Source organism: Polyangium jinanense (genome assembly GCF_028435265.1).
GTDB lineage: Bacteria > Myxococcota_A > Polyangia > Polyangiales > Polyangiaceae > Polyangium > Polyangium jinanense.
This window is the reverse complement of record NZ_JAGTJK010000021.1, coordinates 73247-88578: the sequence shown is the minus strand read 5'-3', so window position 1 is coordinate 88578 and position 15332 is coordinate 73247. Positions and strand designations below refer to the sequence as shown.

Annotated in this window: 11 protein-coding genes; 7 read left to right on the top strand and 4 right to left on the bottom strand. The window is 68.4% G+C overall.

The annotated features are described in order from the left end of the window. Positions 1 to 329 precede the first annotated feature (329 nt). The 3 genes from KEG38_RS30790 (at position 330) to KEG38_RS55685 (ending at position 5650) form a co-directional block, all read left to right on the top strand. Positions 330 to 2762: a DNA gyrase/topoisomerase IV subunit A gene (locus KEG38_RS30790; protein WP_272423498.1), complete on the top strand. Its 2433-nt coding sequence runs from the start codon at positions 330 to 332 to the stop codon at positions 2760 to 2762. A 3-nt stretch (positions 2763 to 2765) separates the two neighbouring features. Then, complete coding sequence (locus tag KEG38_RS30785) at positions 2766 to 4700, top strand: DNA gyrase/topoisomerase IV subunit B (RefSeq protein ID WP_272423497.1); 1935 nt, start codon at positions 2766 to 2768, stop codon at positions 4698 to 4700. Positions 4701 to 5206: 506 nt separating this feature from the next. Continuing rightward, positions 5207 to 5650 carry a helix-turn-helix transcriptional regulator gene (locus KEG38_RS55685; protein WP_272423496.1) on the top strand — a complete coding sequence of 148 codons (444 nt, stop codon included), beginning with the start codon at positions 5207 to 5209 and terminating at the stop codon, positions 5648 to 5650. 398 nt (positions 5651 to 6048) lie between these two features. On the opposite strand, the gene KEG38_RS30775 is transcribed toward KEG38_RS55685, so the two are convergent. Further along, a complete protein-coding gene (locus tag KEG38_RS30775; RefSeq protein ID WP_272423495.1) occupies positions 6049 to 6498 on the bottom strand; it encodes a hypothetical protein in 450 nt (149 codons plus the stop codon). A 58-nt stretch (positions 6499 to 6556) separates the two neighbouring features. Further along, complete coding sequence (locus KEG38_RS30770; protein ID WP_272423494.1) at positions 6557 to 7402, bottom strand: carbon-nitrogen hydrolase family protein; 846 nt, start codon at positions 7400 to 7402, stop codon at positions 6557 to 6559. 121 nt (positions 7403 to 7523) lie between these two features. Here KEG38_RS30770 and KEG38_RS30765 point away from each other — a divergent pair, with 121 nt between their 5' ends. Together KEG38_RS30765 and ligA are read left to right on the top strand one after the other, a co-directional pair. Continuing rightward, complete coding sequence (locus KEG38_RS30765; protein ID WP_272423493.1) at positions 7524 to 8000, top strand: NUDIX hydrolase; 477 nt, start codon at positions 7524 to 7526, stop codon at positions 7998 to 8000. A gap of 30 nt (positions 8001 to 8030) precedes the next feature. Beyond that, a complete protein-coding gene (gene ligA / locus KEG38_RS30760) occupies positions 8031 to 9995 on the top strand; it encodes an NAD-dependent DNA ligase LigA (protein ID WP_272423492.1) in 1965 nt (654 codons plus the stop codon). Positions 9996 to 10072: 77 nt separating this feature from the next. Here ligA and KEG38_RS30755 read toward each other — a convergent pair whose 3' ends face one another. Beyond that, positions 10073 to 11077: a DUF2804 domain-containing protein gene (locus KEG38_RS30755; RefSeq protein ID WP_272423491.1), complete on the bottom strand. Its 1005-nt coding sequence runs from the start codon at positions 11075 to 11077 to the stop codon at positions 10073 to 10075. A 92-nt stretch (positions 11078 to 11169) separates the two neighbouring features. Here KEG38_RS30755 and pruA point away from each other — a divergent pair, with 92 nt between their 5' ends. After that, the gene (gene pruA / locus KEG38_RS30750) at positions 11170 to 12801 is read left to right on the top strand and encodes an L-glutamate gamma-semialdehyde dehydrogenase (RefSeq protein ID WP_272423490.1); all 1632 of its coding nucleotides are present in this window, start codon (positions 11170 to 11172) and stop codon (positions 12799 to 12801) included. Between the two features lie 16 nt (positions 12802 to 12817). On the opposite strand, the gene KEG38_RS30745 is transcribed toward pruA, so the two are convergent. Further along, on the bottom strand, positions 12818 to 13114 hold the full coding sequence (locus tag KEG38_RS30745; RefSeq protein ID WP_272423489.1) for a hypothetical protein: 297 nt from the start codon (positions 13112 to 13114) through the stop codon (positions 12818 to 12820). 60 nt (positions 13115 to 13174) lie between these two features. Here KEG38_RS30745 and KEG38_RS30740 point away from each other — a divergent pair, with 60 nt between their 5' ends. Continuing rightward, positions 13175 to 15310, top strand: a complete 2136-nt coding sequence (locus tag KEG38_RS30740) for a M3 family metallopeptidase (protein ID WP_272423488.1) — start codon at positions 13175 to 13177, stop codon at positions 15308 to 15310. Positions 15311 to 15332 lie beyond the last annotated feature (22 nt).

The following is a 15332-nucleotide window of genomic DNA, read 5'->3' as shown; positions in this document are numbered from 1 at the left end:
CGGGCCAGAGGTCTCAAGGTGGGACCCACTGGTTTTCCATGTCCATGTGTGGACGGTAGGGCGCCCGGGACGAGGGGCGTCCGTCGGGGGGAGGCCGGATCGATGGGGACGGGGCGCATATTCGCCCGCAGAATCCCTCTGGACGAACGCTTTTCGGGGCCGGCGTGCCCGCCCTGTCCGTGCCGCCGTGGCTTGACCGAGCGGCGCTCCGTGGGTAATGGCATCCCCTGCCTGCGGCCCACTGAACGCGGGTACACCGTCGATCCCTGGGGGGCGCGCGCGAGCCGAGGCGGCCGCGCCTTGCCTCCCCACCCCTGGAGATAACGCCCGTGCCCCCTGCTCAGCAGGTCCCGTTTCCCCTCGATGGCGAGGGTGGTCAGAAGAGGCCTCGGCGCGCCCCCAAGACCCCGGGCGGCAGCGAGCCGCCTCCGCCTCCCCCGGTGCCCGACACGTCGCTCGCGGAAGAGGCGCAGCGCAAGTACCTGAACTACGCGCTCAGCGTCATCACGTCGCGCGCGCTGCCCGATGTGCGCGACGGCCTGAAGCCGGTGCAGCGCCGCATCCTCTACGCGATGCTGCACGACCTGCACCTCGCCCCCGACGGGCGCTTCCGCAAGAGCGCGGCCGTGGTCGGCGACGTGATGGGTAAGTACCACCCGCACGGCGACACGGCGATCTACGACGCGATGGTCCGGCTCGCGCAGGACTTCGTGATGCGCGCGCCGCTCGTCGCGGGCCACGGCAACTTCGGCTCGATCGACGGCGATGCACCCGCCGCGATGCGTTACACCGAGGCGAAGCTCCGCCCGCTCGCGCTGGAGCTGCTCGGCGAGCTCGGCAAGCGCACGGTCGAGTGGCGACCGAACTACGACGGCACGAAGAGCGAGCCCGTCATCCTGCCGTCGCGCTTCCCGAACCTGCTCGTGAACGGCTCGCAGGGCATCGCCGTCGGCATGGCGACGAGCATCCCGCCGCACAACCTCGCGGAGGTGCTCGACGCTTGCATCGAGCTCTCGAACCAGCGGGATCTACCGGTGAGCCGGCTCTTGAAGAAGATCAAGGGTCCGGACTTCCCGACGGGCGGCCAGCTCCACGCGACGAAGGAGGAGCTCGAGGCCGTCTACACGACGGGCCAGGGCTCGCTGAAGCTGCGCGGCGAGTGGAAGATCGAGGACGACGACTCGAAGCGCGGGCCCTCGTTCCTCGTGGTCACGTCGATCCCGTACGGCGTCGAGCGCAAGGCGATCGTCGAGAAGATCGCGGAGGTGATCATCTCGAAGAAGCTGCCGCCGCTGCTCGACGTGCGCGACGAGTCGACGGACGTCGTGCGGATCGTTCTGGAGACGAAGCGCGGGACGGATCCGCAGCTCGTGATGGCGTACCTCTACAAGCACACGCCGCTCGCGGTGCACGTGCCGGTGAACCTCACCTGCCTCGTGCCCACGGACAACCCCGACGTGTCCGCGCCGAAGCGCCTCGGGCTCGACGAGATCCTGAACCAGTTCCTCACGTTCCGGTACTCGACGGTGACGCGGCGGCTGGAGTTCGACCTCGGCGAGCTCAAGGCGCGCATCCACGTCCTCGAGGGCCTCGAGATCGTCTTCGACGCGCTCGACGAGGTGATCGCGATCATCCGCAAGAGCGAAGGCAAGGCGGACGCCGCGAGCAAGCTGATGAAGCGCTTCGAGCTCTCGGAGGAGCAGACGGACGCGATCCTGGAGCTGCGCCTCTACCGCCTCGCGCGGCTCGAGATCCAGGTCGTGCGCAAGGAGCTCGCGGACAAACGCGCGGAGGCCAAGCGCCTCGAGGCGCTGCTCAAGAGCGACACGAGGCGCTGGGACCTCGTGCGCGACGAGCTCGCGCAGTTGAAGGAGAAGTACGGCGATCGCCGCCGCACGAAGATCATGGGCGCGGTCGACGAGCCGGAGTTCCAGGCCGAGGACTTCATCGTCGCGGAGGACGCGAACATCGTTTTGAGCTCCCAGGGTTGGGTGAAGCGCGTGCGCGAGCTCAAGGACCCGTCCGCGACGCGCCTGCGCGAGGGCGACAGCGTGCTCGCGGCCGTCGCCGGCTCGACGCGCTCGGCCGTCGCGTTCTTCTCGAACCTCGGCGCCTGCTACGTCTGCCGCATCCACGACATCCCGCCCTCGACGGGCTACGGCGATCCGGTCCAGAAGCTCTTCAAGCTGGCCGACGGCGAGCGGATGGTCGCGATGATGTCGCTCGATCCGCGCGCGCTCGGCGAGGAGCTCTCCGCGCCGACCGAGGGCGCGGCCGAGCCCGAGCCGCCGTTCGCGCTCGCGCTCACGCGTGGAGGGTTGGGCTTCCGCTTCTCGCTCCGCCAGCACCGCGAGCCGAGCACCCGCGCGGGCCGCAAGTTCGCGAAGCTCAACGAGGGCGACGACATTCTCGCCGTGCTGCTCCCGAGCGCCGGCCGCGCCGTCGTGTGCGTCGCGAGCAACGGCTACGCGCTCGGCGTGCCCGTCGAAGAGATCGGCGTGCTCTCGGGCGCCGGCAAGGGCGCGATCGTGATGAAGCTCGACGACGGCGAGCGCGTCGTCGGCGCGATGCTCGACGATCGCGACGTCATCCAGGCCGAAACCGAGAAGGGCAAGGTCGCGAACCTGGTCCCCGACAGCGTCATCGGCGCGCGCGGCGAGTTCGGCCGGCAGGTCTTCGCCAAGAAGGACCGCGTCGTCCGGCTCGTCCCGCCCCCCGTCGCGACGCCCGTCCTCGGCAAACCGTCCGAGGAGGAGAGCTAGACCATGGCAACGACCGCTACTCCGCAGCCCACCTCCAGATCGAGCTACACCGCGAAGGACATCGAGGTCCTCGAGGGCCTCGAGCCGGTGCGCAAGCGCCCCGCGATGTACATCGGCGGGACCGACACGCGCGGCTATCATCACCTGCTCTGGGAGATCGTCGACAACGCGGTCGACGAGGCGATCAACGGCCACGCCAAGCGCATCGAGGTGACGCTCGACGCCGATCGGCGCGGCGCCACGATCGCCGACGACGGCCGTGGCTTCCCGGTCGACGTCCACCCGAAGTACAACCGCCCCGCGCTCGAGCTCATCCTCTGCACGCTGCACGCCGGCGGCAAGTTCGCGAGCTCGAACTACAAGGTCTCCGGCGGCCTGCACGGCGTCGGTTCGAGCGTCGTGAACGCGCTCTCCGTCGAGCTCGAGGTGAGAGTCCTGCGCGACGGCTTCGAGCACGTGCAGGCCTTCAGCCGAGGCACGCCGACGGGCAAGCTGAAGCGCGGCGCCGCGACCCGCAAGCACGGGACGATCCTGCACTTCCGCCCCGATCCGGAAATCTTTGGGGACAAAGCATCGTTCGACGCGGACACCGTCAGGGAGCGTCTCGAAGCGAAGGCCTACCTGCACGGCGGCCTGATCATCGTCTTCAAGGACCAGGCGACGGGCGAGACCGTCGAGCTCGTGCACCCGAACGGAATCGCCGACTACCTGCCGAAGCTCGTCACACAGCGAGGCAAGCCCGCGGTGCACGCGTCGATGTTCCACGTCGTGAAGGACGGCGAGATCCGGCTCGAAGCGGCGCTGCTCTGGACCGAGTCGCCCGACGAGTCGATGCGCTCGTACGTGAACGGCATCCCGACGCACACCGGCGGCTCGCACGAGAGCGGCTTCAACACCGCGATCGTGAAGGCCGTGCGCGCCTTCATCGAGGCCAAGAAGATCCAGCCGAAGGGCGTGACGCTCACCGCCGAGGACATCCGCGAGGGCATCGTCGGCCTCCTGTCGATCTACATCCAGGAGCCGCAATTCCAGGGGCAAACGAAGGACCGGCTGAACAACCCCGAGGCCGGCCCCGCTGTCGAAGGCATCGTGCGCCCCGCGCTCGAGCAATGGTTGCTCGAGAACGGCACGGCCGGCGAGGCGATCGTGATGCGCGCGATCCTGGCCGCCCGCGCCCGCGAAGCCCGCCGCGAGGCGACGCAGCAGGTCGTCCGCAAGACGGCCGTCTCGCACCGCCTGAACCTGCCCGGCAAGCTCGCCGACTGCAGCTCGACCGACCCGAACGAAAGCGAGCTCTTCATCGTCGAGGGCGACAGCGCAGGTGGCTCCGCCAAACAGGGCCGCGACCGGCGCACGCAGGCGATCCTGCCCCTGCGCGGCAAGGTGCTGAACGCCGAGCAAGCCTCGACCTCGAAGGTGCTCTCGAACAAGGAGCTCCAGGACATCGTCAGCGCGCTCGGCTGCGGCTTCGGCAAGGACTTCGACGCCTCGAAGCTCCGTTACGGCCGGATCTTCCTCCTGATGGACGCCGACAGCGACGGGCAGCACATCGCCACGCTGCTCCTCACGTTCTTCTACCGCCACCTGCCGGGCCTCATCCGCGGCGGCCACGTCTACCTCGCGCAACCCCCGCTCTACCGGATCGACGCCGGCAAAGAGACGCACTGGGCCCTCGACGAGAAGGAACGCGACCGCATCCTCGTCAAGCTGCCCAAGGGCCAGAAGCCCGAGATCTCCCGCTTCAAGGGCCTCGGCGAGATGCCCGCCGAGGACCTCAAGGCCACGACGCTCGACCCCCGCCGCCGCCGCGCCCTGCGCGTGGTCATCGAGGGCGAGCTCGAGACCGATCGCATCCTGAACGAGCTCATGGGCAAAGACGCCTCGGCCCGGTTCCGGTTCATCATGGACCGAGCCCAGACCGCCGAAATCGACGTCTGATCCCGAGCCTCCCCCCGCCCCTACCCCTCACTTCCGCCGTTCGTCCCCACGCACCGCCCGTGCGTCCGGGATCACGCGCGCCCAGCGCTTGCGCAACCGTGGCGCCGCGCCATCGCGCCGCACCCGGCCATCCGGAGCCGAACCTGCGCGAGTTGAGCAGACTCGGCGCAACACGAGATCCTGCCGCTCATACGCAGGGTTAGGCCTGAGCGTGAGACGGCGCAAGGGTCGAAACGATGCTCGTGCAGCCCCTCTACGCGCCCAAAGGATCACCAGATCCGCGCAAAATCCCGGCACATTTGCGCTCCGAGTTATTGCCCGAACCTGGTCCCCAGCCAACAGGCCTGATTATGCGCATTCGAGATTGGTATGCCTGTATGGTAAAATTAGATACCAGTCACCCCCCCTGACGAGGTTCGGCCCGAGGGTTGCAAAGGCAGAACGTCGAGATGCCGTCACGGCGCCGCATGCAGCGGCGAGATTCCCCGTGGCAAGGAGAGGTTCCCGTGAGCGATGCGCTTCCTTTGACGATGCTGAACGCACCCTCCGTCGCCCGTATCCCCTCGGCCTCGTCCATGCCGCCATTTGCGGTCCGTCAGGCCCCCATCACGCAGACGCTGCCGAAGATCCCCGCTCCGCAGCCGTCGCAAATCATCCCGAAGAGCACGCCCGAGCGCATGCGCGTCGCGCGCGAGCGCATTCGGGCCGCCGCCGAAGCCGGTCAACGAATCCGCTCGTACGAGGTCGCCCTCGATCTCGACCTGTCGGAGTTCCACTTCGCCCGGCAATTCCGCGCCGCCTTCGGTCGCTCTCCTCACGTCTTCTACGATGAGGTGCGCGCCCAGAAGGCCCGCGAGCTGCTCGCCGATGGCATGAGCGAAGGCGATGTCGCCCGTCGCATCGGCTTCCGCAGGCCCGCCGAGCTGCGCGCCCTGCTGTCGAAGCGCTGAGCCGCGTTTGCTCGGCCAACGCCCCCGCCCCTCCCCCACAACGTAGCGCCCGGGGTTTCACCCCGGACCCCGACCAGGGGTTGTCCACCCCTGGACCCGGACCAGGGCAAGCCCTGGACGCGGGGCGACAGCGCGCGATGCGCGCTGTCGACAGGGAAGACGTCCTCAAGCACATACGGCAGCGCTGCTGTCTCGACTGGCAACGTCGTTCGTGGTCTTGCCACGGGCCCGTCCGAGAAGCCGCGCATCGCGCGGTTTCTCGGCCCTCGGTCCAGGCCGTGCCTGGTCCGGGGTGCAGGGGGCGGACAGCCCCCTGCTGGGGTGCGGGGCAAAGCCCCGCTCAGCGCGGACGATGTGGCGCGGCTCTGACTCCGCGATGCGGAGCGGGTGTCGCAGGTTTAGCGTCGAGTGCGACGAAGGACGCTCACGCCGGGCCAGGTCTTGCCGCGATCGGTGACTTCCCACTCGTCTGGGCCGAGGAACCGACACTTTGCGCCGTCGAACATGCCTCCGCTTCCTCGGAGCGTGAAGGCGTCTCCGGACTCGCCTTCGATTTGATAGGGCGCGCTCTCGTCGGGCGTCTTCGAGGTCCGCACGCTCTGCGCGTCCTTCTCGAACCCGATCCGCAGCGACTCGAAGAGGTCTGCCATCAGTGGCATCGCCTCGTTCGGGATGGGGTGCTCCGACGTGTACCGCACGATCTCCCACGTCCCCTGAAGCTTCTTCTTCACGCCCACGAGCTCGGGCTCGGCGGGTTTGTCCGCCTCGACTGCCGCGCCGTTCGCGGCTCCCTCCGCGGGTTGCCCACCATTGCCGCCGGCGCAGCCCACGAGGAGCGGCACGAACATGACCCCAAGGTGAAAACGTCCCACGATCCTGGAAGGTACGCTGACTTTGGGAGTCTTCTCAAGTCTGCCGCGAAACAACCCCGATCCGTCGGTGCTGGAGCGAAGGCAGGCTCGCCCGCACCTGCGCGAGATACGCTGGATCGAGCGTCGCCACGACGATTCCTTCCCCCTCCGAAGCTTGCGCGACGACCTCGCCCCACGGGTCCACGATGCATGACTTGCCGTACGTCCTGCGCCCCTTCGGATGGCTCCCCCACTGCGCCGCCGCGATCACGTAGCACTGCGCCTCGATTGCCCGCGCGCGGAGGAGCACGTGCCAGTGATCCTTGCCCGTCGCGAGCGTGAATGCGGCCGGCACGATGAGCACTTCGGCGCCGCGGGAGACGAGCTCGCGATAGAGCTCGGGGAAACGCAGGTCGTAGCAAATCGAGAGGCCGATCTGCGTGCCTGCGACGTCGACGACGACGGCCTCGTCGCCCGGCATGCACGAGGCCGACTCGCGGTACCGCTGGCCGTCGCCGACCTCGACGTCGAACATGTGGATCTTGCGGTACCGCGCGACGACCTCGCCCGAAGGCGCGACCGCGGCGCAGGTGTTGTGCACGCGCTTCGGATCGGATGAGCGCTCGGGGAGCCCGCCCGCGAGGATCCAGAGGCCGTGTTTCGTGGCGTTCTCTGCGAGGAATGTGCGGATCCGGCCGCCGTCCTTCGCGTCGAGGTCCTCGGCGACGCGCAGCCGCTCGTCGTCATCGCCGCCCATGAACGCGAAATTCTCGGGCAACACCACGACCTTCGCGCCGCGGGAAGCAGCCTCGGCCACGAGGCGCCCGGCCCGGCCGAGGTTCTCGGAGAGGTCCGCCTGGCTGTTCATCTGCACCGCCGCGGCGACGAGAGGCTCACGCATGCGGGGAAGCCTACCTCGCACGGGGTCGCGTGTGTCGAGTGCGAGGACCGTCCACTGAAATCGACCCGAGCTCACGCATGCCCCTTCCCGGCCCCGGATGGGTCGCTATTCTGCGCGCCCCATGGGGCCCCTCTCGTACCTGCCGCGGTCGGTGCTCGGCGTGGCGCAAGAGATCGTGCGCCACCTCCTCAAGCGGCCCGTCGTCGGCGTGGCCGTGGCCGCTCGGACGGCGGACGGGAGGTGGCTGCTCGTGCGCCGCGCCGACACGGGGACCTGGGCGCTGCCCGGCGGGACGGTCGAGTGGGGCGAGACCCTGCGGACGACGGTCGTGCGGGAGCTCGACGAGGAGGCCGGGGTCGATGACGTGACGATCGGCCCGATGGTCGGCGTGTTCTCGCGGCCGGATCGGGACATCCGGTTTCACGCGGTGACGATCGTGGTGTCCGCGCGCGTGGGCGCGCCGAACCGGCCGCCGAAGAACCGGCTGGAGATCCGCGAGGCGCGGCTCTTCCGCGACGAAGAGCTGCCCGCGCCGCTGGCGATGGGGATGGACGACATGCTCGCCGCCGCGCGGCGCGGCGAGGTGGTGTTCGAGTGACGTTCGAAGCGACTTAGGGAGGACACGAGGATGACGCACCTGCACCACGGCTGGGACAAACAGCCGGATCCGGCCGTGCGAGCGCGGATCGACGAGCTCGCCGAGCGCATCGAGCGCTACCGCGCGAGCTACTACGCCGGCAAACCCGACATCTCGGACGCCGCCTACGACGCGCTCGAAGACGAGCTGCGTGATCTCGACCCGACGCACCCGGTGCTGGCGCGCGTCGGCTCCCCCGTGGCCGTGACCGAGTGGGAAAAAGCCCGGCACGAAATCCCCATGGGCTCGCTGAACAAGGTCGTGAACGAGGGCGAGCTCGAAGCCTGGGCCGCGCGCTGCGACGAGCTCGTCGTGAAGGAAGGCGGCAAGGCGATCTCCGATGATCTCTTCGTCGCGGAGAAGCTCGACGGGATCTCGATCGAGGTGATCTACCGCGACGGCAAGTATGCCGACGCGATCACACGTGGCGACGGGATCATGGGCGAGCGGATCTCGCCGAACGTCGCGCGCATGCGCGGCGTGCCGCAAAAGCTGAAGGAGAAACTCACGCTCAGCGTGCGCGGCGAGATCATCCTCAAGCTGTCGGACATGAAGAAGTCGTTCCCGGGCGTGGCGAATCCGCGGAACGCCGCCGCGGGCACGTCGAAGCGCTTCGACGGCCAGGGCTGCGAGCACCTCACGGTGCTGTTCTACGACCTCGCCGATCACCTCGACGTCGCGACCGAGGAGCAGAAGATCGCGTTCTTGCGCAAGCAGGGCTTCGGCACGCCGTGGACCGCGAAGGGCACGCTGAAGGACGTGCTCGGGATCTACCGGAAGTACTCGTCGGAGATCCGCGCGGGGCTCGACTACGAGATCGACGGGCTCGTCGTGCGCGCGAACTCGACGGCCGCGCAGACCTTGCTCGGCGACGTGAACCGCAGGCCGCGCGGCGCGGTCGCGTTCAAGTTCGCGTCGCAGGCGAAGGTGTCGAAGGTGGTGGAGATCCTCTGGGACACGGGACCGAGCGGGCGCGTGACGCCCGTCGCGATCGTGGAGCCGGTGGAGCTCGCGGGCGCGACGGTGCAGCGCGCGAGCCTGCACAACGTGGGCAACGTGCGCGCGCTCGGGATCGGCGTGGGCGACGAGGTCCTGGTGTCACGCCGGAACGACGTGATCCCGTACGTCGAGGAAGTGGTGGAGAAGGGCGGCAAGACGGAGCAGCCGCCGACGCGCTGCCGTCGTTGCTCGGCCGAGCTCGTGACGAGCGGCGAGTACCTGCTCTGCCGCAACCAGGAGTGCCCCGCGCTCGTCGAGGGCCGGATCCACAACTGGATCGACGCGATCGGCGCGCTCGAGTGGGGCGACAAGCTGATCGAGCAGCTCGTCGAGGCGAAGCTCGTGAAGGAGCCGGGCGATCTCTACAAGCTGAAGCCGAAGCAGATCGCGGACCTCGAGCGACGCGGCGACAAGATTGCGAAGAAGGTGCTCGACGAGCTCACGAGCCGGCTGCCGCTGACGCTCCCCGTGTTCCTGGCGGCGCTCGGCATCGAGGGGTTTGCGATCCAAACGGCGCGGCTCCTCGTGTCGTCGGGCTACACGACGATCGAAAAATTGCTCGCGGCGACGGAGCAGGATCTCGCGGGGATCTCGGGGCTCGGTCCGATCAAGGCCGGCATGATCGTGCGCGGGCTCCAGGGCCGCAAAGCCGAGATCGAGCGGCTGATCGCGCAAGGCATCGTGCCCGTGACGCAGGAGCAGGAGGGGCCGCTCGCGGGGATGTCGTTCTGCTTCACGGGCGCGCTGACCCGGCCGCGCGGCGAGTTGACGAACCTCGTGGAGGCGAACGGAGGGCGCGTGCTCTCGGGTGTGACGAAGGAGCTCAACTACCTCGTCAGCGCCGAAGCCGACTCGACGTCGAGCAAGGCGCAGAAGGCGAAGAAGTACGGGACGCAGCTCCTCGACGAAGCCGGCTTCTTCAAGCTCATCCAGGACAAGGGCGTGAAGGTCTCCTGACCTCGACCACGCCCCTTCCCAAACCCCTCAACGCTTGGGGCTACGCTCGGACAAGCCGAGCTACGCCCCAAACCCCCTCACCAGTACGTGTCCTGATCCTCGGTGACCCCGGCGAGCCGATCGACGCGGATCGGCTCGCGCCCCGGGACGAGGATGCGCCCCGAGAACTCGCCGGCGAGCTGAAGGAACCGCGACCGAACGATCCCGAGGTCGTGCCGCTCAGCGTGGAGGGCGCTCGGGGTGAAGTGGAGATCGATGCTGTCGTCAGGCGCGCGGACCTGCCAGCTCGACAGAGGTCGTTCGCGGTCAAACGAAAATCGGACGGCCGAGAGGGGCACGACTTCGCCGTCGATCCACGCGACACACTCGCGATCACCGACGAACCCATCGGTGAGGTTCAACGCGATGGATTTGCCATCCGAGGTGCGGCCGAGGCCGAAGCCCCATCGCCACGCGGTGTGCCGTTCGAGCAGGCCCGCCGTGAAGTCGTACCCGGCGAGCGCGCCGTCGAGCGAAAACTTCCGGCCCCTGGCGACGAGCGAGCCAGAAGCCGTGAGGAGCGCGCGTTTCTCCGTGGTCGAGAAGAGGCCCTCACGGAGCGCAGCGACGACCCCGAGCGCAGGCGGCGCCTGTGTGGTGCCGAGCCGCGCCTGGAGTTCGAGGCCCTGCATGCGTACGTCAATGACGTAATCGCTCTGGCCGACGGGCCTCGAGACGGAGAGGTGGTTTCCACCGAGGTGGTAGGAGGCGAGGCAGCCCTCGCCGCCGCTGTCGCCGACGAAGGCGCTGAACGGCGGGCCCTTGCTGGTCTCGTCGCAGAGGGTGCGGCCCTCGCGGCGATCCACGACGAAGGCGAAGGCGTTGGCGGCGTAGCCGAGGCGGATGATCGCGGCCGCGCAGATGAGCTCGTCGGACGCGAGGGCCACGTAAAACCAACGCTTTTCGCGGCGCACGCGGGTGAGCGGGTTTTTCGCGGCAGCCCCGAAGACGACGGGCGGCAGCCCCCCGACGTACGTGCCGAACCGGGGCCTCTGGGTGGTCGGGTCGAGGATCGCTTCGGGCGGAGTCCGGTGGATCTGCATCCACGGGAGAATAGCGAGCCCTGGGAAGACGGCACGGACCTCGGCACGGCACGGGAGCGCCACCGCGGATCGCAGTGGTAGACTCGCGCGCCATGCAGGCCGCGATCGTGAACACGCCCCATCCCGTCAACGAGCCGACGCGTTCTTATGCGCCCGGTACGGCCGAACGCGCGGAGCTCAAGGCCGCACTCGCGCGCATGTCCGGCGAGACGATCGAGATCCCGATGGTGATCGGGGCAAACAACGTCTTCTCGGGCCGCCTCACCGAAGTGCGCGCGCCGCACAAGCGGAGCCTGCTCCTCGCACGCGCGCACGACGGAAATCGCGGCGACATGGAGGAGGCGATCGAAGCCGCGCTCGGCGCGTCGAAGATGTGGAGCGAACTGCCGTGGACGGCGCGCGCGGCGGTGTTCTTGCGCGCGGCGGAGCTGCTCGCGACGCGGTACCGGCCGCTGCTCAACGCGGCGACGATGCTCGGGCAGAGCAAGACGGCGCATCAGGCCGAGATCGATGCGGCCTGCGAGCTCATCGATTTCCTGCGCTTCAACGTGGCCTACGCGCGGCAGATCGCGACGGAGCAGCCCGAGAGCTTGCCCGGGACGTGGAACGTGATGGAGCCGCGTCCGCTCGAAGGGTTCGTCTTCGCGGCGACGCCGTTCAACTTCACGGCCATCGCGGCGAACCTGCCCGCGGCGCCGGCGATCATGGGCAACACGGTCGTGTGGAAGCCGTCGCAGAACGCGCTGCTCTCGGCGCACTGGATCATGGCGCTCTTCCGCGAAGCGGGGCTGCCCGACGGCGTGATCAACCTCGTGATGGGAGATCCGGCGGAGCTGACGACGGCGGCCCTCGAGCACCCGAGTCTCGCGGGCGTGCACTTCACGGGCTCGACGCCGGTGTTCCGGTGGATGTGGCGCAAGATCGGCGAGAACATCGATCGGTACCGGACGTACCCGCGGCTCGTGGGCGAGACGGGCGGCAAGGATTTTGTGTTTGCCCACGCGAGCGCGGATCCGACGGCGCTCGCGGTCGCGCTCGTGCGCGGCGCGTTCGAGTACCAAGGACAAAAGTGCTCGGCGGCGTCGCGCGCGTACGTGCCGAAGTCGATGTGGCCGGCGCTGAAGGAGCGGATCGTGGAGCTCACGCGGATGATCCGCGTCGGCGACGTCGCGGACTTCCGGAACTTCATGGGCGCTGTGATCGATGGTCGCGCCTACGCGCGGATCACGAGCGCGGTGGAGGAGGCACGGAAGGGCGGGCGCGCGCGGCTCATCTGCGGCGGCGAGTGGAGTGACACGGAGGGCTTCTTCATCGAGCCGACGGTGATGGAGACGGACGATCCGAAGCACACGCTGATGGAGACGGAGCTCTTCGGCCCGGTGCTGACGGTGTGGCCGTACGAGGACGCCAAGGTGGACGAAGCGCTCGCGCTCTGCGACGAGACGAGCCCGTACGCGCTGACGGGCGCGGTGTTCGCCCGCGATCGGGTGTTCATCGAGAAGGCGAGCAAGGCGCTGCGGCGCGCGGCCGGCAACTTCTACGTGAACGACAAGCCCACGGGCGCCGTGGTCGGGCAGCAGCCGTTCGGCGGCGGGCGCGCCTCGGGGACGAATGACAAGGCAGGCAGCGTGCTGAACCTGCTGCGCTGGACGTCGCCGCGCGTGATCAAAGAGAACTTCGAGCCCCCGCGCGCCGTGCCCTATCCGTTCCAGTCCGAGCCGTGAAACGCGTTGCGCCGCATCACTGCGGCGTGGCCTGGCAAGCGCCGCCCTCGATGGCGACACACACGCCCTTCTCGTCCTCGTAGTACGAGGCTTGCTCCTCGTAACAGTCGGCCTGGGTGGAGAGGGACGCGGCGTAGGCGGAGTCTTCGGCCGCGAGCTCGACGCACGTCGACGTGCAGAGCGACTCGCTCGAGCCGGGCTGGCAGAGCGCGTTTTTCTGGCAAATGACGGCGCAACTTTCCTCGGGTGAACGGTCGCCGCAGCCGGAGATCACGAAGGTCAGGAGAAGGGCGAAGAGAGTCGAAAGGCGCATGCGTCGAGGATAACGCAGGCGGGTTTTGGCAAAGCGCTCCGAATGGTATACGGGCGCTCGATGCGTACCCCGAGCTTCGCCCTGGTCTCGCTCGCTCTCGCCCTCCTCGCCTGCGGTGGCTCGACACCCGAGCCCGTGACGCCTCCGAACACGGATGCGGACACGGCGAAGACGAGCGCCGCAGCGACGACAGAGAAACCTGCGGATCCGCCGCCCGCGCCCGCTGCCAAGCCTGCGTTCGATCCGGTGGCGATCGCCATGACGCCGGATGGCGCGCGCAAGCTCTGCGATGAGCACCTCGCGAAGGCGAAGGGCCTCGTCGACGACATCAAGGCGTTGAAAGGCGCGCCTGCGGACAAGCTCACGTTCGCGTCGACGGTGGGTCGCTTCGACGACGTGATCCTCGAGCTCGCGAGCGCCGGAGAGTTCCCGTACCTGATGGGCGTGGCGCACCCGGAGGCAGCGGTGCGCGAGGCGGCGAAGGGTTGCGAGCCGAAGACGGACGCGTTCCAGACGTCGCTCTGGCTCGACGCGGATGTGGCCGCGGTGATCCAGGCCTACGCGAAGAAGGGCGAGAAGCTCGAAGGCGAACGCGCGCGGCTCGTCGCCGACGTGCTGCGTGATTTCCGGCGCAACGGGCTCGAGCTCTCCCCGGAGAAGCAGGCGCGGCTGCGCGAGCTGAACGCCGAGATCACGAAGAAGGGCCAGGAGTTCATGTCGAACATCGGCGCCTCGACGGAGTGGATCGAGGTCGACGCGAAGGAGCTCGAAGGCCTACCGAAGGAGTACGTCGCGAGCCACAAGCCGAACGACAAGCAGAAGGTCCGCATCTCGACGGACTACCCGGACTACTTCCCGTTCATCACGTACGCGAAGAACCGCAAGCTCGCGCTCGAGCTCTACGTGAAGTTCACGAACCGCGGCGGAAAGCAGAACGTGCGGCTGCTCGAGGAGCTGCTCGCGCGGAGGACCGAGAAGGCGAAGCTGCTCGGCTACGAGACCTGGGCGGACTACGCGATCGAGCCGCGCATGGCGAAGAGCCGGAAGAACGTGCGCGAGTTCCTCGACAACCTCTCGGCCGCGCTGAAGGACCCGGTGAAGGGCGAGTTCGAGGAGCTGCGCAAGGAGCACGTGCGGCTCGGTGGGAAGAAGACGGACGTCCTCTATCCGGGGGATCGGTACTACCTCGAGGACAAGGTCCGGAAGGCCAAGTACAACTTCGACTCGCAGGCGCTCGCCGAGTACTTCGAGATCGGCGCGGTGAAGAAGGGCCTGCTCGACATCACCGCGCGGATGTACGGGCTCGAGTACCGCGAGGTGCCGGCCGCGGCGTGGCACCCGGACGTGACGGCGTACGAGGTGTGGTCGAAGGGCGAGAAGATCGGGAAGTTCTATCTCGATCTCTACGCGCGCGCCGACAAGTACAAGCACGCGGCGATGTTCGGCGTGCGCACGGCGAAGCGCCTGTCCGATGGGACGTGGCAGCAGCCGATGGCCGCGCTCGTGTGCAACTTCCCGAAGACGGAAGGCAGCCAGCCGGGCCTGATGTCGCACGAGGAGGTGACGACGTTCTTCCACGAGTTCGGCCACGTGCTGCACCAGCTGCTCACGCGCTCGGAGCTCGCGACGTACTCGGGCTCGAACGCGGTGCGCGACTTCGTGGAGGCGCCGTCGCAGATGTTCGAGGAGTGGGCGTGGTCGCGCGAGGTGCTCGACACGTTCGCGCGGCACTACAAGACGGGCGAGAAGATCCCGGATGCGCTCTTCACGTCGATGACGAAGGCGCGCACGTTCGGGCTCGCGCTCGCCACGCAACGCCAGCTCTTCCTCGCGTCGCTGGATCAGGAGCTCCACGCCCGCGCGACACCGTTCGATACGACGAAGGTCGTGGAGGAGGTGCAAGGCAAGGTCGACGTGTTCCCGTACGTGAAGGGGACGCACTTCCAGTCGAGCTTCGGGCACCTCATCGGCTACGACGCCGGCTACTACGGCTACCAGTGGGCGCTGAGCCTGTCGCGTGACGTGCTGACGCGCTTCCGCAAGGAGGGCCTGCTCAACACGGCCACGGCCGAAGCGTGGAGGACCGAGGTGCTGTCGAAGGGCGGCGGCGAGGACGAGCGGACGATGATCTCGCGCTTCCTCGGCCGCGCCCCGAGCCACGACGCGTACTTCGCGTACCTCAAGGGCAAGGAGTGACGCGAACAGGGGGCGCGCCTCG